General features: G+C 65.8%; 17 protein-coding genes. 9 read left to right on the forward strand and 8 right to left on the reverse strand.

Translation table 11 applies throughout. The features are described 5' to 3' along the window. Positions 1–91 precede the first annotated feature (91 nt). Positions 92–1,003, reverse strand: a complete 912-nt coding sequence (locus DBZ45_RS15825; RefSeq protein ID WP_111904825.1) for a putative RNA methyltransferase — start codon at positions 1,001–1,003, stop codon at positions 92–94. Positions 1,004–1,077: 74 nt separating this feature from the next. Here DBZ45_RS15825 and DBZ45_RS15830 point away from each other — a divergent pair, with 74 nt between their 5' ends. Continuing rightward, positions 1,078–3,180 (forward strand): S9 family peptidase, encoded by a 2,103-nt coding sequence (locus tag DBZ45_RS15830; RefSeq protein ID WP_111904826.1) that lies wholly within the window; start codon positions 1,078–1,080, stop codon positions 3,178–3,180. Here the strand turns inward: DBZ45_RS15830 and DBZ45_RS15835 are convergent. From DBZ45_RS15835 to DBZ45_RS15850, 4 genes are all read right to left on the reverse strand, one after another. Further along, positions 3,177–3,881: a peptide deformylase gene (locus DBZ45_RS15835; RefSeq protein WP_111904827.1), complete on the reverse strand. Its 705-nt coding sequence runs from the start codon at positions 3,879–3,881 to the stop codon at positions 3,177–3,179. The genes DBZ45_RS15830 and DBZ45_RS15835 overlap by 4 nt on opposite strands. A gap of 105 nt (positions 3,882–3,986) precedes the next feature. Next, the gene (locus tag DBZ45_RS15840; RefSeq protein ID WP_111904828.1) at positions 3,987–5,120 is read right to left on the reverse strand and encodes an FAD-dependent oxidoreductase; all 1,134 of its coding nucleotides are present in this window, start codon (positions 5,118–5,120) and stop codon (positions 3,987–3,989) included. Further along, entirely contained in the window at positions 5,117–5,845 is a 729-nt protein-coding gene (locus DBZ45_RS15845) for a class I SAM-dependent methyltransferase (protein WP_262982866.1), read from the reverse strand. The genes DBZ45_RS15840 and DBZ45_RS15845 overlap by 4 nt, the downstream gene beginning before the upstream one ends. Before the next feature lie 11 nt (positions 5,846–5,856). Continuing rightward, positions 5,857–7,038 carry a type III polyketide synthase gene (locus DBZ45_RS15850; protein WP_111904830.1) on the reverse strand — a complete coding sequence of 394 codons (1,182 nt, stop codon included), beginning with the start codon at positions 7,036–7,038 and terminating at the stop codon, positions 5,857–5,859. 107 nt (positions 7,039–7,145) lie between these two features. On the opposite strand from DBZ45_RS15850, the gene DBZ45_RS15855 reads away from it, so the two are divergent. The 5 genes from DBZ45_RS15855 (at position 7,146) to DBZ45_RS15875 (ending at position 12,637) form a co-directional block, all read left to right on the forward strand. Further along, the gene (locus DBZ45_RS15855; protein ID WP_111904831.1) at positions 7,146–7,589 is read left to right on the forward strand and encodes a helix-turn-helix transcriptional regulator; all 444 of its coding nucleotides are present in this window, start codon (positions 7,146–7,148) and stop codon (positions 7,587–7,589) included. 9 nt (positions 7,590–7,598) lie between these two features. Then, a complete protein-coding gene (locus DBZ45_RS15860; protein WP_111904832.1) occupies positions 7,599–8,009 on the forward strand; it encodes a VOC family protein in 411 nt (136 codons plus the stop codon). Positions 8,010–8,044: 35 nt separating this feature from the next. Further along, positions 8,045–10,435, forward strand: a complete 2,391-nt coding sequence (locus DBZ45_RS15865) for an ATP-binding cassette domain-containing protein (RefSeq protein WP_111904833.1) — start codon at positions 8,045–8,047, stop codon at positions 10,433–10,435. Positions 10,436–10,523: 88 nt separating this feature from the next. Further along, complete coding sequence (locus DBZ45_RS15870) at positions 10,524–10,718, forward strand: hypothetical protein (RefSeq protein WP_111904834.1); 195 nt, start codon at positions 10,524–10,526, stop codon at positions 10,716–10,718. 749 nt (positions 10,719–11,467) lie between these two features. Beyond that, positions 11,468–12,637, forward strand: a complete 1,170-nt coding sequence (locus tag DBZ45_RS15875) for a serine hydrolase domain-containing protein (protein WP_111904835.1) — start codon at positions 11,468–11,470, stop codon at positions 12,635–12,637. Between the two features lie 45 nt (positions 12,638–12,682). Here DBZ45_RS15875 and DBZ45_RS15880 read toward each other — a convergent pair whose 3' ends face one another. From DBZ45_RS15880 to DBZ45_RS15895, 3 genes are all read right to left on the reverse strand, one after another. Then, positions 12,683–13,501, reverse strand: coding sequence for an alpha/beta fold hydrolase (locus DBZ45_RS15880; RefSeq protein WP_111904836.1), 819 nt, complete (start codon positions 13,499–13,501; stop codon positions 12,683–12,685). A 42-nt stretch (positions 13,502–13,543) separates the two neighbouring features. Next, the gene (locus DBZ45_RS15885) at positions 13,544–14,176 is read right to left on the reverse strand and encodes a dihydrofolate reductase family protein (RefSeq protein WP_111904837.1); all 633 of its coding nucleotides are present in this window, start codon (positions 14,174–14,176) and stop codon (positions 13,544–13,546) included. A gap of 648 nt (positions 14,177–14,824) precedes the next feature. Then, the gene (locus tag DBZ45_RS15895) at positions 14,825–15,490 is read right to left on the reverse strand and encodes a cyclodeaminase/cyclohydrolase family protein (RefSeq protein ID WP_111904838.1); all 666 of its coding nucleotides are present in this window, start codon (positions 15,488–15,490) and stop codon (positions 14,825–14,827) included. 189 nt (positions 15,491–15,679) lie between these two features. On the opposite strand from DBZ45_RS15895, the gene DBZ45_RS15900 reads away from it, so the two are divergent. From DBZ45_RS15900 to DBZ45_RS15910, 3 genes are all read left to right on the forward strand, one after another. Continuing rightward, positions 15,680–17,278, forward strand: coding sequence for a PucR family transcriptional regulator (locus tag DBZ45_RS15900; protein WP_111904839.1), 1,599 nt, complete (start codon positions 15,680–15,682; stop codon positions 17,276–17,278). After that, on the forward strand, positions 17,275–18,207 hold the full coding sequence (locus DBZ45_RS15905; protein WP_111904840.1) for a glutaminase: 933 nt from the start codon (positions 17,275–17,277) through the stop codon (positions 18,205–18,207). The genes DBZ45_RS15900 and DBZ45_RS15905 overlap by 4 nt, the downstream gene beginning before the upstream one ends. Before the next feature lie 100 nt (positions 18,208–18,307). Further along, positions 18,308–19,107: amino acid permease (locus tag DBZ45_RS15910; RefSeq protein ID WP_223257115.1), on the forward strand; the 800-nt coding region annotated here is incomplete at its 3' end.

Consider the following 19,107-nt stretch of genomic DNA (forward strand, 5'->3'; position numbering starts at 1 on the left):
GGCAGACCCTCAGTGACTTTCTTCCATCGTAGACCGAAGCAGGAGCGCCCGGCAGGAGAATGGCAGGCAGCGCAGGAACGTGGCCAAGCCGTTATGGAGCGGGGATTTCCGAGGGCAGGAAGATGCTGATCCGGAACCGTGCGGACACTGTGGTGGTTTGCGGCAGGCCGGCCAGCCGTTCGGTGAGTGTGGCGCGGTCCGTGTGGTGGCCGGCAGGGCCCATGAGCGCCAGGTTGGCCACGTCCTCGGGGGAAAGCGACAGGTCCACATCGAGGTCCTGCGTCGACAGCAGGGAGAAGCGGCCTGAGAGCGCGTCGGCCAGGCGCTCGTCCTTGGCGGGGTCGATGCCCAGCATTCCGGCCTGGCTGGCGATTTCCCCTAGGTGGCCGGCGCGCGGCGTCACTACGATGAGCCTGCCCTTGGGCTTGAGTACGCGGGCAAACTCGCCCGCGTTGCGTGGCGCGAACACCACCGTGACGACGTCGACGGCGGCGTCCGGGAGCGGCAGTGGCTGCCAGACGTCACCCACAAGGTTGATGGCGTCCGGGTTGAGTTTGGCGGCGCGGCGAAGGGCGAACTTGGAGATGTCCAGCCCGACGGCGGCCACACCGTCGCCGCCGTCACCGCGTTCACTGGTCTTCAAGTGGTCCCCCAGATAGTCAAGGAGCGCCCGCAGGTAGTGGCCCGTTCCCGTCCCGGAGTCGAGGACCGTTGGGGCGGGGCCGTTCAACGCCGGCGCGGCCGCCCGGGCCAGTGCGTCGGCCAGCGGCCGGTAATGACCGGCGTCGAGGAACGCTGCCCGTGCCCCCACCATCTCCGCGGTATCCGATTCGAAGGCGGTTCCCTTGCCCACCAGCATGTTGAAGTACCCCTGCCGGGCGGCGTCGAAGCTATGCCGTTCCCGGCACGCCAGCGCCCGGACCCGGCCGGTACCGCCGTCGCCGACGGGCTGGAGGTCCTGACGGCAGACGGGACAAAGCAGAACGGGCAGGCGCGGGAGCATGAGGACAATCCTAGGGCAGGTGCTTTCCGCGGCTGCCGTTCCGTGCCCTCGCCCGACCCGCTAGGCTCACGTGGATGAAGCCTGAACATCTGCCGCTGCTCAACTCCGTCTCCGCCCCCGCCGTGCACCCCGACGGCACCAGGGCCGTTGTGTCCGTCGTACGGCCGGACTTCGACTCCGACTCCTATGTAGGCCAGCTGTGGAGTGTGCCCCGGGACCCGGAAAAACTTCCCCGCCGCGTGACCCGGGGCTTCCGCGACACCGCGCCGGCTTTTTCGCCGGATGGCCGCGTGCTGGCTTTCCTCCGCGCCGCCCCCGGCGGCCCGCCCCAGCTTCACGTGGTGGAGGCCGCTGGCGGGGAGCCGCAGGCCCTGACTGACAGGAAGATGGGTGTCAGCTCTTTCGCCTGGTCGCCGGATTCGAACCGCATCGTGTTCGGTTCAAGGGAACCGGAGGCGGGCCGTTATGGAACGCTCGACGGCGTGGGGTCCGGCGCCGAGGACGCCCGGTTCATCCAAGACTACAAGTACAGGATGAACGGTGAGGGCTACACCCGCGACAAGCCGCTGCAGCTTTTCCTGCTCGATGTTCCGGAGCTGGGCGGGGAACCCTGGGTCAAGCCAGTGGGGCGCGCCGCCAAGCGGAGCGACAGTGCGCGCAGCAAGAGCGACGGCGAGGGTGAAACTCCGGCGCAGCCCGGCGAGGAATCCGGCGGCTTCCCGGAGGCACGCCGGCTCACGACATCGGCAACCGACCACACCGGCGCAACCTTCAGCAGCGACGGCAGCGCCATTTACTTCGTGGCGGCCCTCCATGAGGATGCCGACCAGGACCTGGTATCCGGGATCTACCGCATAGCGGCCGACGGCGGCACGCCTGCTTTGGTGCCGGTCCCCAACGTGGGTGCCCAGACCGTTTCGGACGTCCGGGAGTCGGCGGACGGGCGCTGGCTGTTCTTCACTGGCCAGGACCTGGGCAGCACCCGCCAGGACTTCGTAGCCAAGAACACGGTCCTCTACGCCATGCCGACCGCGGGCGGCGACGCCACGGCCCTGAGCGACGCGGAGAACATGGACATCGAAGCGCCCGGTGCCACCATCGGCCTCCGCGGCAAGGACAGTGCGCTGGTGCTCAATAATGCCCAGGGAACCGTGGAGTTGCTCGAATTTAGCGCCACGGGAGACCACTCGCTCCTCGTTCATGGTGACCGGGTGGTCGCCGGTGCCGGCGACGGTGCAGGCACCGTGTTCCTCAGCTACAGCGACGCCGCGACGGCGGGTGATGTTGGGGTCCTCGAAGACGGCCAGCTCCGCCTGCTCAGCGATTTCTCGGCCGCCCTGCGGACCGAAGCGGGCATCATTGAACCGCAGGAACTGACGTTCCCCGCCCCGGACGGCTACCCGGTCCACGGCTGGCTGGTTCTGCCGCCGGGCAAGGGTCCCCACCCCGTGCTGCTGAACATCCACGGCGGACCGTTTGCTCAGTACACCACCGCGTTCTTTGATGAAGCACAGGTCTATGCCGCGGCCGGATACGCGGTATTGATGTGCAACCCGCGCGGCTCGGCCGGTTACGGCCAGGCCCACGGCCGGTCCATCAAGGAGCGGATGGGCACCGTGGACATGCAGGACGTGCTCGCCTTCCTGGACGGAAGCCTCGAGAAGTTCTCTTCCCTCGACGCCGGCGCCCTGGGAATCATGGGCGGTTCCTACGGCGGCTACCTCACGGCGTGGACCATCAGCCAGGACCACCGGTTCCGGGCAGCCATCGTGGAGCGGGGTTTCCTTGATCCGGTGAGCTTCACGGGCTCGTCAGACATCGGCTGGTTCTTTGGCGGTGAATACGTTGGCTCGGCTGCCGAGCAGGTGGCCGCACAAAGCCCCATGGCAACGGTGTCCGCGGTCCGGACACCCACGCTGGTAATTCACAGCGAAGACGACCTGCGCTGCCCGGTGGAGCAGGGCCAGCGCTATTTCACCGCCCTCAAACAGCAGGGCGTCGACTCCGCGTTTCTCGTGTTCCCGGGCGAGGACCACGAGTTGTCGCGCTCGGGAACGCCGCATCACCGGCGGCAGCGGTTCGAGCACATCCTGGCCTGGTGGGCGAAGTACCTGCCGACGGACAGCAACCGCATTGCCACCCCGGAAAGCGCGTCCGCCAAGTCCGCGCCTGCCTAAACCGCCTCTGCCTGATCCGCCTCGGCTTCCCGGCCTGCCTGCGCGCCGGCGGGGAAGCCGAGCTCCCGGCTGGCGGAACCAATGCCCGGTTCGGCCCAGCGCGCGGCGTACTCGCTGTTGGTGCTGAGCGACCGGAGCTCGGCCCGGTCGATGTAGAGCCGGCCGTGGAGGTGGTCGGTTTCGTGCTGCACGATCCGCGCCTGCCAGCCGCTGAAGTCTTTGGTGACATGACCGCCGTCGGGCGTTTCATACTCCAGCCGAACGCTTTCGGGACGTTCCACCACAGCCTGCAGTCCGGACAGCGACAGGCAGCCTTCGAAGAAGGCGGCGGTCCCGTTGCCCAGGCGGGAGTAGGACGGATTCAGCATGGCGAAAAACTCGAGCGGCGCCCTGCCCCGGGCCGCCGCCGTGGCCTCGTCGATCTCAAACTGGTCTTCGAGGACCGCCAGCTGCAGCGGAACGCCCAGCTGCGGCGCCGCCAGGCCGACGCCGGGCGCGGCGTGCATGACCTTCCTCATCAGGACGATCAGCTGGGTGAGTTCGTCGGGCTCCAGCTGGCCTTCGAAGGGAGCGGCGTGCTGCCTCAGGACCGGGTGTCCGGCCTGCACGATGGGTGGCAAGCCCTCCGCGGCCAGCAGTTCCTGCACTGTTTCCCTGATGCGGGCGGGGCTATAGGTCGTGGGCGGCGAAGCGTGGGTCATGGGGACAGCCTAGTGCTGACTGGTGCAGTGCTGTGCAGCCTACTGATGTGCAGTTTTGTGCCGTGCACTATTGTGCTGTGCAGTCATGTGCCGTGCAGCGCCGCGCTACTGCATGGTGAAGCGCCGGGCCACGAGGGCATTGAAAGCCGGAACAGCGGCAGCGCGGGCAATCACCGCATTCCGGGGTCGCAGCAGACCTGCCGGAAGCGGCCGGCCCAGCGCCATGTTCAGCTCGGCCTGGCGTTTGGCCGCGGCTGCCGCCCGGCGTCGTGAGGCATCGAAACGCATCAGCGTCTCAGCGGAAGGTTCACCGCGCACGACGGCGAGGATCCCCGGCACCAGCTCTTCCGCGTCCAGCCAGCCAAGGTTCATTCCCTGCCCGCCGATGGGGCTGATTTCGTGCGCCGCGTCTCCGATCAGAGCCGTCCTGCCGGAAACCATGCGCGCGGCCAGCCGTGAACGGACGCCGAAGCTGCTGAACATGGTGTTCGCACCGGGGTCCAGCGCCACGCGGGTTCTGCGGGCAACAAGCGCCGCCAACTGCTCCGCATTCGGGCTGGCCGGCGGGCTGCCCAGCCGGACCACCCAGCGGCGGACGCCGCGGGGAAGCGGGAAGGACTCCACGATGCCCTCGCTTTCCAGGAACAGCGCAGCATCGCAGCCATAGGGGCTGGATTCGGGATAGTCACCCATCAGGTAGTGGTCCGGATACTTTTTCTCCGGCGCCATGACCCCCAGAAGGGACCGCATTGCCGAGTACGCGCCGTCGGCGCCCACCGCGAAAGCGGCGGAGTAACTGGAGGCTGCCCCGGCAGTGGTGGCGTTGAGCGTGACCCGGGTGCCGTCGTCGTGCATTCCCGTAACGCGGGCGTCCCGGACCAGCGCGCTGTCGTCCAGCTCCCGGAGCCGCCGCTCCAGGACCTCCTCCGTGACGGGCTGCGGCACGGCGAGGACGAACGGATAACGGGCGGAGACCGGAGCGAACGGCATGTGCGCAATCCTCCGGCCGCTGCTCACGGCGAAGCCCTGGCGGATCGGAACGCCCCGGCCGATCAGCTCCTGGGCAACGCCGATGCGTTCCAGGGCGGCGAGCGCCGGCGGGTGGATCCCGATGGCCCTGGTGTGGGCATTCCGTCCGGTCCGCCTTTCCAGGACCCGCACCGCGACGCCGTGCTGCAGCAGCAGTGAACCCAGGAAGAGCCCAACCGGACCGCCGCCCACGATCAGGACATCGGTCATGCCGGGTGCGGCCGGTAGGTATCCTGCGGCCGGTAGGTGAGCAGGCAGTGGAAGGGGGAGTGCGGTTCCACCGTCCAGCCGGCGGGGACCACGGCGGCCAGTTCCGGGACGGTATAGCTGCGCCTGATCGACGTCAGTCCGTCCCCGCGGATGTAGGAGCCCGTGAGCGGCAGGGCGCCGGCACTGAACAGGGCATAGGCGGCCGCACTCCGGCTGAGATCGTTGTGCAGGGCCAGGCGGCGGGCCAGCCCGGCGGAGTCGTCGAGGAATGACTGCAGTTGCGGCGCGGTCAGGTGGTGCAGCACATGGTTGGAGATGACGACGTCGTAGGACTTGCCCTCGGCGAGCAGGTCGCCGCTGCTTGCCTGGCGGAATTCGACGCCGGGGACGGGCTTGCGGTTGGCCGCGAAATGAAAGGCCCTTTCATCCGGGTCGATCCCGGTCACGTGGAGCTGGATCCCGTCCCTGGCCGCCCAGCATGCAAGCATCACGGCCAGGTCGCCGCCGCCGCAGCCAACGTCCAGCAGCGATGCCGGGCCACGGCCTGCCAGCTGCGGACGCAGCCTGGTGCGGTACAGCCGGCCCCAGCCGGAGACCACGCGGTTGACCAACGCGAACTGTTTGTAGGTGCGCCGCAGCCGGTCCGGGTCGCAGTCCGGCCGGTCCATGTCCTCGACGGCGTCCGTGTCCCGTCGGCCGAGCACGCCGGGGGCGCTTCCTGGGATCCGCACCGCCGTCAGGCCAGCGACGGCTCGGCCTCACCGGCCACGGCGTCAAGCTCGCCGGCCGGCTGCTTCACCTTGGTGAACAGCCCGGTTTCCACGGTCAGGCCGGGGCCGAAGGCCATGGAGCAGACGCGTTCTTCCCCCTCCCGCGACGGAAGATCCAGAATGTGCTTGAGGACGAACAGGACCGTGGCGCTGCTCATGTTGCCGTAGTTCCGAAGCGTCTCGCGGGCAGGGCGCAGCTGCTCGTCGTACAGGTCCAGCCGGGACTGGACCTTGTCCAGGATGCTGCGGCCGCCGGGGTGGATGGCCCAGTGGGTGATGTCGCGGTAGGCGAGATCCTGGAGGGAGGGGTCGCGTGCCAGCAGCGGCTCGAGCGCGCCCACGATGTGCTCGTCGATGATGTGCGGCACATAGTTGCCGAGCACCATCTCGAAGCCTTCATCGCCGATGTTCCAGGCCATCGAGTCCTCACCCACCGGAGTCAGGACCGTCTCGAAGTGGTCCAGTTGGAGCAGCGGCGGGGACTCCAGGTCTACGCGGGCTGTCACGACGGCGGCCGCCGCGCCGTCCGCAAACAGCGCAGATCCCATGATCGTGTCGGGATCATTGGAGGTCCGGACGTGCAGGGAACACAACTCGGCGCACACGACGAGCACAACCGCCGTCGGGTCCGCCTCGCAGAATGACTTGGCCGCACGGAGCGCCGGAAACGCTGCGTAGCAGCCCATGAAGCCCAGGTGGTAGCGCTGCACGGCAGGGTTGAGGCCCAGCGCGCGGACGATCTTGTAGTCCGGGCCGGGGTTGAAAAAGCCGGTGCAGGAGACGGTGATGAGGTGCGTGATGTCCAGCGGATCAATGCCGTCGCATTTGGATACGGCCGCGTCCGCCGCATTGATGAAAAGCTTGGTCGCTTCCTCGGCGAAGAGGTTGTTGCGTGCCTTGGTGCTGGGGCTGCGCAGCAGGCCGGTCAGCGGATCGAAAAACTGGGGAACTTCGGCGGTGGAGTCCAGGGTCAGTTCGCTCACTGCCGTGTACCGGGTGTCGATGGCGGCGGAATCAAAGCACGTGGACACGAGCCGTGAGCCAAGGCGGGTCAGGCCGGGCTGGGCTGCGAACACGTCACGGGCTTCGTGCTGAATGAGCAGAGTCGGCGGGACTGCAGTTTCGAGGGCTCTCACATAGACCGTCATTCGTTCATTCTTAACGAGAGCGCAGGTTAAGACAATGGATTGGACCGGGCTCCGGCTGGACAACTCCGGACTGGACAACTTCCGCCGGACGTAGCACCATCTCGATTGTGACCAGCAAACCCGCCGCAGCGCAGCGCCTGGACGATCTGGCGCTGCTGCGCCGCGTCCGTGACCGCATCGACAGGGAATACGCCCAGCCGCTGGACGTCGAAGCGCTGGCCCGTGGCGTGAACATGTCGGCCGGGCACCTCAGCCGGCAGTTCCGGGAGGCCTACGGCGAGCCCCCGTACAGCTACCTGATGACGCGGCGCATCGAGCGGGCTATGGCGCTGTTGCGCCGGGGCGACCTCAGCGTCACGGAGGTGTGCTTCGCCGTCGGCTGTTCCTCGCTGGGGACGTTCAGCAGCCGCTTCGCCGAACTCGTCGGCATGCCGCCCAGCGCGTACCGGGCGCAGGCCGCGGGGGAGGCGGCAGGCATGCCGTCATGCGTGGTGAAACAGGTGAGCAGACCGGTCAGGAATCGAGAAGCGGTCCCGTCCGGCCGCACCTAGACTGGCCGCATGAACCTCACCATTCACTGGACATTCCTTCCGCACAACGACGCCGACGCCTCCCTGGCGTTCTACCGCGACACCCTCGGGTTCGAGCTCCGCAACGACGTGGGATACGGCGGAAAGCGCTGGCTCACCGTCGGTCCTCCGGACCAGCCCGGCACGTCGATTGTCTTGGAACCGCCGGCCGCCGACCCGGGGATCACCGAGGACGAGCGGCGCACCATCGCCGAAATGATGGCCAAGGGCACCTACGCCCGCCTCGTGCTCGGCACTTCGGACCTGGACGGCACGTTCGAGAAGGTGCAGGCCAGCGGCGCCGAAGTGGTCCAGGAGCCCACCCAACAGCCGTACGGTGTGCGCGACTGCGCCTTCCGCGATCCGGCCGGGAACCTGATCCGCATCAACGAGGTTGGCTAAACCCCGCTACTATCCGTTTAACAGATGGAGACACGATGACGATAACGACGAAGACGGACACGCAGGCATCCGGACTGCACACCGCCGACGGCCATGACCTGATCCGTGTGCAGGGCGCGCGCGTCAACAACCTCAAGGATGTCAGCGTCGAGATCCCGAAGCGCCGGCTGACCGTGTTCACCGGTGTCTCCGGCTCGGGCAAGAGCTCCCTGGTGTTCGGCACGATCGCTGCAGAGTCGCAGCGGATGATCAATGAAACCTACAGTGCGTTCGTGCAGGGCTTCATGCCGACGCTGTCGCGCCCCGAGGTCGATGTGCTGGAGGGTCTGACGACGGCCATCATTGTCGACCAGGAACGGATGGGAGCCAACCCGCGTTCCACTGTCGGCACCGCGACGGACGCCAACGCGATGCTGCGGATCCTTTTCAGCAGGCTGGGCCAGCCCCATATCGGATCGCCCAACGCCTACTCCTTCAACATCCCGACCGTGAAGGCCAGCGGCGCCATCACCGTGGAACGCGGCAACAAGACCAAAGCCGAGAAGGCGACGTTCAACCGGCTCGGCGGCATGTGCCCGCGCTGCGAGGGCATGGGCAACGTCAGCGACTTCGACCTCACGGCGCTGTACGACGACAGCAAGTCACTCAGCGGGGGCGCCCTGACCATTCCCGGCTACAGCATGGACGGATGGTACGGCCGCATCTTCAGCGGAGCCGGCTTCAACATGGACAAGCCGATTAACAAGTTCACCAAGAAGGAACTCCACGACCTGCTCTACAAGGAGCCGACCAAGATCAAGGTCGAGGGCATCAACCTGACCTACGAGGGCCTCATCCCCAAGATCCAGAAGTCAATGCTGTCGAAGGACGTGGACTCGCTGCAGCCGCACGTCCGCGCGTTCGTGGAGCGGGCCATCACCTTCACGACGTGTCCGGACTGCGGCGGTACCCGGCTCAGCCAGGAAGCACTATCGTCGAAGATCAAGAGCAAGAACATCGCCGACGTCTGCACCATGCAGATCACTGACCTCGCAGACTGGGTCCGGAGCCTAAACGAACCATCCGTGGCCCCGCTGCTCGCCGGGCTGCAGCACCTTCTGGATTCGTTTGCGGAAATCGGACTGGGCTACCTCTCTCTGGACCGGCCGTCCGGCACACTGTCCGGGGGTGAGTCGCAGCGCACCAAGATGATCCGCCACCTCGGCTCATCCCTCACGGACGTTACTTACGTCTTCGACGAGCCCACGATCGGCCTGCACCCGCACGACATCGAACGCATGAACGCCCTGCTGCTCCAGCTGCGCGACAAGGGCAACACGGTGCTCGTCGTGGAGCACAAGCCCGAGAGCATCGCCATCGCCGACCACATCGTCGACCTCGGGCCGGGCGCCGGCACCGGCGGCGGTACCGTCTGCTTCGAAGGCACCGTCGACGGGCTGCGGGGGAGTGACACCATCACTGGCCGCCACCTCGATGACCGGGCGCAGCTCAAGGATTCCGTGCGCTCCGCTTCCGGCGCGTTGGAGATCCGCGGGGCGTCGACCAACAACCTCAAGGATATCGACGTCGACATCCCGCTCGGCGTGCTGTGCGTCCTTACCGGCGTTGCCGGTTCCGGAAAGAGCTCGCTGATCCACGGCTCGGTGGCCAAGCGCGACGGTGTGGTGGTGATCGACCAGGCCGGCATCCGGGGCTCACGGCGCAGCAACCCTGCCACCTACACTGGGCTGCTCGAGCCAATCCGCAGGGCGTTTGCCAAGGCCAACGGCGTGAAGCCCGCGCTCTTCAGCTCCAACTCCGAGGGTGCCTGCCCCACATGCAACGGGGCCGGCGTGATCTACACAGACCTGGGGGTCATGGCCACGGTCGAGACCACCTGCGAGGAGTGCGACGGCAAACGGTTCCAGGCAGCGGTGCTGGAGTTCACGCTAGGCGGCAAGAATATAGCCGAGGTGCTGGCGATGTCGGTGGCCGAGGCCGAGGTGTTCTTTGAGGAGGGCGATGCGCGCACGCCGGCCGCCCACAAGATCCTGCACCGGCTGGCCGACGTCGGACTCGGTTATCTCACCCTCGGCCAGCCGCTCACAACTCTGTCCGGTGGTGAGCGGCAGCGGCTCAAGCTGGCGGCGCAGATGGCCGACAAGGGCGACGTCTACATCCTCGACGAACCCACCACGGGCCTGCATTTGGCCGACGTCGGAAATTTGCTCGGGCTGCTTGACCGGCTGGTCGACTCGGGCAAGTCGGTGATCGTCATCGAGCACCACCAGGCGGTCATGGCGCACGCTGACTGGATCATCGACCTCGGACCCGGGGCAGGGCACGACGGCGGCAAGATCGTTTTCGAAGGACCGCCGGCTGACCTTGTTGCCGGCCGTTCAACGCTGACCGGCGAGCATCTCTCCGCGTACGTGGGTGCTAGCTGACTTATTGAAGCCTCAACCAAACTAGTGGTATACCTAGGAACATCGGGGTAGGGATTCACCCTTGCCACCGAGACATTGGGGGATCCACATGAGTATGCAACAGAGGGACGAGCCTCGTTATCAGCACCTGAAGAAAATTGCTGATCTACTGGATTGGGCAGGCGATCTTGCTGGCGCGGAGTTCGCGGGCGAGTCCCGTGAGGCCTACGCATTGGCGCGGAAATTCCACGACCGCGCCGACGCGCTTGGTGCACCAGCCCCGGACATCCACACGCCGAATTAGACGGGGGTGGGTGGCTCTGGGGGGGTGACATTATGTCAAGTAGTCAGATGGATCTGGCGCCCTTGAAAGCGGCTACCACAGGCGGTGGCTGCCAGCCGGCAGAGCAGGCGGACCGTCCTGGGTTTGGCGGTGAGTTCCCGCGCGAGGCCTGTCCAAATAGCTCCGGCGCGTTAGGTCGACGCAGCTTGACTGCTTCATTGCACGCCAAGCGGCGGAAGGCATCCGGCCGGCCATCCACGGAAGCTTTCGCGCCCACTTCTCGGCCCGTACTCATAACGCCGATAATCAGCATTATGTAAAGTAGAACGTTGATTACTGGACCCGATGCACGATCCGCCCTCCTCCATTGGTGCTCGTTGGGCACGTCTTCCGCGAACCAATCCAAACCGCACGCGCTGACGACGGAACCCCGCCGTCGAGCCTCGCGGACAAACCCAGGACCAAATCCTTTGCCAACACCGCCGGCATGCGGGAGGCGCACACTGCAGCGGCCAGCAGAATGAAGGGTGCCCGCGGCCTTACCACGTTGCGCTCGGGCGGTGTTGTTGCCACGTCTCCCCCACTTCACAGTTACAGGCACGGAGGCGCCAGACTTCTCATGAGCCAGCCAGCCCGGCAGCTGGTTCCTTATCGCGAAGGCTAGCCTTAACATTGACGTGCTGGGGCGACGGCGCCTCAACAAGTCTGGCCGGGCGTGGTGCCGCACACGGCCACGCCAGTGCCATCTCACCCCGAATCGGAGGGCTCGCATGAGCTCGAAGAAGCGCCCCTGGAGGCGAGCGGCCTTCGCGCTGGTCCTCGCGGTCTCTGGCTGCACTTACACCACAGACGACACCGCTCCGTCCCCATCACCAACCTCGCCGGATGCCTTGGCACCTTTGGAGCGGCAGGTCCAGATGTTCATGGATCAAGGTGCGGTGGCCGCCGTCGTCCAAGTACGGTGGCCCGAGGGCGAATGGTCCATGGCATACGGCGTGCGGGACCTCGAGTCCAGGACGCCAGCCCAGCCGACGGACCGGGTGCAGATCGCCAGCGTCACCAAGACCATGACAGCCGTGGCGGTGCTCAAGCTCGTAGACGACCACCTCATCAGCCTCGACGACCCGGTCAATGACGTCATCCCCGGGTTCACCGCAGCGCTCAAGCCTCCGGGCCCGATTACGGTGAGGCAGCTGCTCAGCCACACTTCGGGAATGCCTGAGGTCAACGATGCCCTGCCACGGGATGTTGACTTCCGCCCCCTTCTCTCCCGGACGCTGACGATGGAGCGGGGCGTAAAGCTGGCCGGAACGCTGCCCTGGACCGCGTCCAGTGTTGGCTCCTTCCTGTATTCAAACACGAACTACTTCGCTCTTGGGCTGCTGATCCAGACACTGCGGCACAAGCCATTCATCCAGGTCATGCGTGAGGAAGTCTTCGACCCACTCGGCATGAGGAACACCAGCCTCGACCGTGTCGACCTGCACGAGACCGGCCTTTTGCACGGCTACGTCACCCTCCGAGGTGAACGCGTTGATACCACCGACAACATCTTCTCTGCCGGTTCTCCAGCAGGCGGGGCCGTGTCGACAGTCAAAGACATGAACCTCTTCATGGCAGGCCTCCTCCAGGGACGGGCCCTCTCTGCGGCGTCGCTGCGGGAGATGAAGACGAGCCCCGGCTTCGCCCCTTACGGACTGGGACTGTGGCAGCACGGCGACGGATGCTCGGCCGCGGATCGGCACGAGGGCAGAGGCTCCTTCTGGGACTACCAAACGGTCGCGGTCAGCAGCGACGACGGGCGCTACCAGGCCGCGATGACTGTCACGATGCCACCATTGCCCACTGAGTTGGAAGACGAGTCCAGCCAGAACAAGCGTGACCTCCTGAACAGCCAGATCGAGTCCACCCTCAACGAGACCCTGGACAGACTCTGCTAACCGGCAGCCCATGGCGAACGCCAATCACGGATCAACCGCTTCGACTCACGAATCAGCGCCCAAGCGACGTTCGCGCACGCGGTCGAGCCACTCGGTAATCAGCGCCTTGGTGAGGGCGGGCTGTTCGTGCGGCAAGGCATGACCGGCGCGGTCGAGCACGGCGAATGTAGCCCGCGGATAGTGCTCGAGCAGATCCCACTGAGCGGCGTACCCCACCACGGAGTCCTGGCGTCCGGTCACTATGAGGACGGGGCCGGAGTACGGCGTGCCCCCTTCTGGACCGGTGCTGAACAGCCAGTGTTGGCCGATCCGCTCAAGCCCGGCTTCGTCGACCAGGCCAAGGGCGGGGAGGACGTACTCCTTGTACCGCTCCAGCGTGGCCTGCGTCTGCACGACAAAGTAGTCGCGGAACACGCTCTCATCGGCCGGGCCGAGCGTCCCGCGCGGATCGACCGACGCGTGCAAGACCTGGTGCGCAGGAAGATTCCGGGCGTTCTCGCCCAACGGACAGATCAGCGCGAGTCCCGCCACGTGCTCCGGGCGCCTGCCGGCGATGGCCCGGGCGTAGTACGCTCCTGCCGAATGGCCAATAACCCGGAACTGCCCGTCACCAATCACGCCATCGACAAACGCGAGCAGAAGGTCAAGAACGTCGTCAGCACTGCCCAGCGTGCCCACCGGCGTGTGACCCATGCCCGGCAAGTCAGGGTAAACGCGCCGACAATCAGATAGCTCGCTGAATATCGGCTCCATGGCACCGACCATCTCCCGGTGATCCACGCCGGCACCGTGCAACACCAGGATCGGCACCCCGTCGCCGTGCTCGACATACTGGACAGGTATTCCGCGAGCTCTGTACTCCACAGCGTCAGCCTAATCCAGGCACCTGGTCAGTGCGGTGAGCAGCTAGAACACGTGTTCGGGGCCCACAGCGGACGTCGCGTACTCTGGCCGGCCGCGGGGCCGATACGTCTGGATGGCGATGCCCCGGGACGTGGTCCGCGAGCTGACCAGCTCGAGCGCGAGGTCGGGACCGGAATCGGGGAACAGCCGTGTGCCCTGGCCGACGACGACGGGATAGGTGACCAGGTCGAGCCGGTCAACCAGGCCGTTGGCCAGCAGCCACCTGACGAGGACACCGCTGCCCGGCACCAGCAGTTCGCCGTCGTGATTCGCCTTCAGATTACCGATGGCCGTGGCGAGGTCGCCCTGAAGCACACTCGTTCCCGCCCACCGCGGATCGGTGAGGCTGGCAGACACCACATACTTGGGCCGGCTGTTCAGCGCAGCCGCAATCGGGTTCGCCTCCGGGTTGGGCATCACTCCCCAGTAGCCGGCGAAGATTTCGTACGTCCTGCGGCCAAAGAGGAACGCGTCCGCGCCTCCGTAAACCTGGTTCAGATAGTCCCCTGCCTCGGCATCGATAAGCGGGATGGCCCATCCGCCGCGGTCGAAGCCGCCGCTGCGGTCCTCGTCCGGTCCACCCAATCCCTGCATGACGCCGTCAACCGAAACGTTGGTGGTGGTGGTCAGCCTCATGTCGTGTCACCTCGTCGAACCACGGCCGCGGACCCGGCTGGATCTGCGCTTCTTGCTTCAGACAAGCACACTTGCAGTAGCCACGCGAGGGCGAGATGGCGCCGAGCCCCGCGGGCCGGTGCCTAGGATGTGCATGTGGAAGCAGCAGAGCACCAGATGGCAGCCCTCCTCCAGCACATCGGAACCGTGCCCCGGCGTCTTTTTTGTCGAGGGGCCCGCGTCAAACTGGATCGCCTGATTCACTCCGCACATCGCGGCTATGTAAAACGGCCTTCATCGCATAAAATGAATACCGTTCATTTATGGCCGTCCCGAAACCGAGTCGGGCCGACGCCGATCCAAACCGAAGGAGCCACCGACAGTGACGCCGGGGACAGTTTCAGGAACTACACATGATGCGCGCGACCTCATAGGGACGAAGGTCAGGGTGGAACAGGCAGGAACGGTCATCCGCGTCGGCTACATGGAAACGGTCACGCCTTCCGGGGAACTGTTTTGGATACGGGCCTCAGGTTGTGAGCCCCGTGAACTGTTCGGCACAGCGCTGGGTCACACCGTAGTCCCTGCGTCGGAACCAGACCCGGCCGGATAACATTCCCGACTGCTTGTCGCCATACGGCTCGCATTCGCTTCCGGCGGCCTTACGTCCTAAGAACCGGAGCCAGCAGGAGCGGAGCGGTGATTCACCTCGGCGGTTAGCCGGTCGATCCGCTCAACTGCGGCGTCAAGATTTTCCACGGTGGACCACAGGGCCGGCTGGTCTTCGTGGATCTGCTCGGGCGTTCGGCCAGCAGAGGTGAGCGCCTCCAGGTCGAAACGCACGTTGGTCCGCGCCCCGGTCACCGCTGCCCTCAGGGCCCCGAATGCCACGACGATATCGGCAACAAGCGCCGGATTCCCGTTGGATGACAGCCACTCGAGGTCTTCAATGGCACCGATGGCGTTCTCGCCGAGCACGGCAGAAGCCTTGGCGGCGTCCACGGACGCCCTGCGTATCGCATCCTCCCGCTCCGGCCCCGGATCCAGCCGGAAGGCGGCGCCGAATGCCTGGGATGCTGAAGCATCCTCATCGGCCAACCGAAGGGCAGCTTCCCGGAGTGAGCGGACCCGCGCGTGAACATCGGCCAGGTCCTGCCGCTGATCCCTGTCAGCTTCCGTGTATCCGGCGACCATCGACGCCAACGACGCGGCGATGGCAAGCATCACGCCCGCCCCGGCGCCGCCGCCAGGGGAACCAACAGACTCCGCCAACGCCTGCGTCCAGTCCTCAACTGTCGAACGCTGGGTTGTAACGGCCTTCGCATCATCATTCATGGCACCAGTCTGCCCTAAGCCGGAGCACCATCAGGGCTAGCCGCGTGAACCGAAAATCCGGGCGCATTGGGCCGGAACCCGAAAATCGGCAACCCCGTTTGGATTCCGTCACATATTTCGGGAGAAATCCGGTCGATACCATGAGGTGACCGGACAGAGCCGTCCGGACGGACGACGCAGAAGGAAACCATGGCCGCGGTTACGGTGGACGATATCCTTTCGGACTTCCCCCTGGGTTTCGCTACCCTCATCATGCGGCCCGCCCCCGAGCGCTCGGCAGTCGAAAGGTTCCTGATCGTCGATGCCGACGATGAAACGTCCGACGCCGGCGCGGCCTTTGTCCTGCTGATCGGCGTCCGTGGCCGCTCGGCTTTGCCGGCGCTGCGCCGGCTCCTGAAGAACCCGCCGTCTGTTGTCGCGGTCAAGGGAAGCCACGACGAGCTGACTGACGCCGAGGAACTGCTGGGCGCCGCGGGCACGGGGCTGCTGCTGGTGGACCCGGCTGCCGATTGGGACCGGCTCTTGTCGATCGCCAAGGACCGTATCCAGCCGCGCACTTACCAGAGTGAAGTGCTGACGCTTCTGGAAGAAGACCTGTTTGCCATCGCCCAGACCACGGCACGCCTGACCTCGAGCCATGTGGTTATTGAGGATGCCGCCAACAAGGTCCTGGCCTACTCCACGGTCACGAACGACATCGACGAACTGCGGACGGCGTCCATCCTGGCCCGGCGCGGCCCGCGGAAATACGAACTGCTGCTTAAGGACCTCGGTGCCTACCGGGAACTGCACAGAACCCGGCTCCCTGTGCGTGTGCCGGCCAGGCCGCAGGACGGCCTGCGGGAACGCGTAGCCATCACGCTGTTCGCCGGTGACCGGATCATGGGCTATATCTGGCTACAGGATACCGGGGACGGCTTCACGGCCGATGTTGACTATGTGCTCACGGGATCCGCGGCCCGGGCCTCCGCTGAGCTGATCCGCTATCGCAATCAGCAGTCCGTGCACATGCGCGAGGACCGCATCGCCCGGATTCTGTCCGGCGCCGCCGAGGCCGCTGCGAGTGCCCGGAGCGGGAAAATCCCGGCGGAGCGTCCCGCGGCACTGATCCTGATAGGAATGTCCCGCGCGGACACCCAGGCTGACGATGCCGCATTGAAGCACGGCGAGCTCGCCAGCCTGGCGTCCATCCACGCCGCCGCTTACAAGGCGTCCGCGGTCGTCGGGCAATTCAAGGGCGACACTGCCGTCATCGTTCCGGGTCTGCTGTCCGCTGCCGCGGAACCAGGGCTCCGGAGCCTGGCCGAAGCAATCGTCCGGGACGCAACCAGGCACCTGGGCATCAGCCCCTTCGCCGCAGTCGGCCCGGTGGCACCGGATCTCTTGGCTCTCCATTCGGTCACCCCCATCACCGAGGCCCTGCTGGACTGCATCGGCGCCTCCCCCGACACCCCCGTAGCCACAGTGACTGACTTCGAGCCCGAAATCCTATTCCAGGACGCCGTCCGGAGGTTCGTGTCCTCGTCTTTCCGCCACCGGAGTCTGTCCGCCCTTTTGCAGGACGACACCGAACTGGCGGAAACCCTGCGCGTGTTTTTCGACTCCTCGCTCGACGTCGCTGAGTGCGCCAAACGCATGGCACTGCACAAGAACACCGTCTACTACCGGATCAGCAAGGCCTCCCGGGTCACCGGCCTGGACTTCGGCAAGCCCCGCGATGCGCTGGTGGCGCTGCTGCATGTCCAGGAGTGGGCCTGCACGCACAACGAACTTCAAGGCAGGAAATGACCACCACACTCGACGCTCCGCCATTGGGACCGATGCTCGATGACATCGTCCGCAGCCACAGGCCGCAGAGGGAAGCCGGCTCTGTCCCGGCACACATCCCATCCCTGGCAGCGGTTCCCTTCAACCGATTCGGAATAGCTGTTGCCACCGCAGCCGGGGAGGTCTTTGCCTCGGGTGACGCGGATGTCCCCTTTTCCATCCAAAGCATTTCCAAGGTGTTCACGCTGGCCATGGCGCTCCGCCGGGACAGCTCGGGAGCACTGTGGTCCCGGGTTCTGCGCGAACCTTCCGGCACTGCCTTCAATTCCCTGGTCCAACTGGAGGTGGAACACGGCATCCCCCGGAACCCGTTCATCAACGCCGGCGCCCTGGTGGTCACCGACCACCTGATGGAAGAGACCCCCGACGCCGCCGCCGCGCTCCTGAGCTTTCTCAGCGGACAGAGCGGACAGGCAGGTCCCTTCTTCGACGTTGCGGCCGCGGCCAGTGAACTCTCGAACAGCAGCCGCAACCTGGCCCTGGCCCACTTCCTCAAGAATTTCGGGAACCTCAGGCAGTCCGCCGAGGCCGTGGTGGAAAACTACGTCCGCCAGTGCTCGATCATGATGACCTGTGTGGAACTGGCCAAGGCCGGCCTCTTCCTCGCCGATGACGGACGCGGAGCCTTGGGAACTGTGGTGTCCCGAAGCGAGGCGAAACGCATCGGGTCGATCATGTTGACCTGCGGCATGTACGACGCCGCCGGCGAGTTCGCCTACCGCGTGGGGTTGCCCGGAAAGAGCGGCGTGGGCGGAGGCATCCTGGTCATCGTTCCCGGTCACTGCGCCATCTGCGTCTGGAGTCCCCGGCTGGACGCCAAAGGCAATTCCCTTGCTGGCAGCGCTGCGCTCGCCGATCTCTCCGACCGCACAGGTTGGTCGGTCTTCTAGCGGACCGCCCAGCCCTCCCCCCGCTGGCCCCAGACCGACAAACATTCCTCCACCTCATTCCCCCTAACCGGTCAGATCTTTCCGGATCGAAAGGAATAACATGCCTCAGGACAACCCCAACGACGAGGTTGCTTTGCATCAGGATGTCCCGCACCATTCGCGTGCCACGCAAACCGCGCTCCATGCGGAGGACAAGGGCTATCACAAGAGCCTGAAGCCGCGGCAGATCCAGATGATCGCCATCGGCGGCGCGATCGGCACCGGCCTGTTCCTCGGCGCCGGCGGCCGGCTCAACGCTGCCGGGCCGTCCCTGGTCATCGCCTACGCCGTCTGCGGCTTCTTCGCCTTCCTGATCCTGCGCGCCCTCGGCGAACTCGTGCTGCACCGGCCCTCGTCCGGCTCTTTCGTCTCCTACGCCCGCGAATTCTTCGGCGAGAAAGCAGCCTTCGTCTCGGGCTGGTTCTACTGGATCAACTGGGCCACCACCACCATCGTGGACATCACCGCCGCCGCCCTCTACATGAACTTCTTCGGCAACTACATCCCCTGGATGGCCGACGTCCCCCAATGGGTCTGGGCACTGACCGCCCTCGTCGTCGTCCTCTGCCTGAACCTCGTTTCCGTCAAGGTCTTCGGCGAAATGGAATTCTGGTTCGCCATCATCAAGGTCGCCGCCCTCGTGGCCTTCCTCCTCATCGGCACCTACTTCGTCATCTTCGGCACCCCCGTCCCCGGCCAGGAAACCGGCTTCAACCTCATCACCGACAACGGCGGCATCTTCCCCAACGGCCTGCTGCCCATGATCATCCTCATGCAGGGCGTCCTGTTCGCCTACGCCTCCATCGAACTCGTCGGCACCGCCGCCGGCGAAACCGAAAACCCCGAAAAGATCATGCCCAA

It is taken from the genome of Arthrobacter globiformis (assembly GCF_003261175.1).
Taxonomy (GTDB): Bacteria; Actinomycetota; Actinomycetes; order Actinomycetales; family Micrococcaceae; genus Arthrobacter; species Arthrobacter globiformis_A.

Coding starts and splice junctions, on each gene's coding strand:
- DBZ45_RS15885 (WP_111904837.1), bottom strand. CDS start 14,176: ATGAGGCTGACCACCACCACCAACGTTTCGGTTGACGGCGTCATGCAG.
- DBZ45_RS15825 (WP_111904825.1), bottom strand. CDS start 1,003: ATGCTCCCGCGCCTGCCCGTTCTGCTTTGTCCCGTCTGCCGTCAGGAC.
- DBZ45_RS15850 (WP_111904830.1), bottom strand. CDS start 7,038: ATGACGGTCTATGTGAGAGCCCTCGAAACTGCAGTCCCGCCGACTCTG.
- DBZ45_RS15875 (WP_111904835.1), top strand. CDS start 11,468: ATGAGCTCGAAGAAGCGCCCCTGGAGGCGAGCGGCCTTCGCGCTGGTC.
- DBZ45_RS15860 (WP_111904832.1), top strand. CDS start 7,599: ATGAACCTCACCATTCACTGGACATTCCTTCCGCACAACGACGCCGAC.
- DBZ45_RS15830 (WP_111904826.1), top strand. CDS start 1,078: ATGAAGCCTGAACATCTGCCGCTGCTCAACTCCGTCTCCGCCCCCGCC.
- DBZ45_RS15900 (WP_111904839.1), top strand. CDS start 15,680: ATGGCCGCGGTTACGGTGGACGATATCCTTTCGGACTTCCCCCTGGGT.
- DBZ45_RS15870 (WP_111904834.1), top strand. CDS start 10,524: ATGAGTATGCAACAGAGGGACGAGCCTCGTTATCAGCACCTGAAGAAA.
- DBZ45_RS15905 (WP_111904840.1), top strand. CDS start 17,275: ATGACCACCACACTCGACGCTCCGCCATTGGGACCGATGCTCGATGAC.
- DBZ45_RS15895 (WP_111904838.1), bottom strand. CDS start 15,490: ATGAATGATGATGCGAAGGCCGTTACAACCCAGCGTTCGACAGTTGAG.
- DBZ45_RS15835 (WP_111904827.1), bottom strand. CDS start 3,881: ATGACCCACGCTTCGCCGCCCACGACCTATAGCCCCGCCCGCATCAGG.
- DBZ45_RS15840 (WP_111904828.1), bottom strand. CDS start 5,120: ATGACCGATGTCCTGATCGTGGGCGGCGGTCCGGTTGGGCTCTTCCTG.
- DBZ45_RS15865 (WP_111904833.1), top strand. CDS start 8,045: ATGACGATAACGACGAAGACGGACACGCAGGCATCCGGACTGCACACC.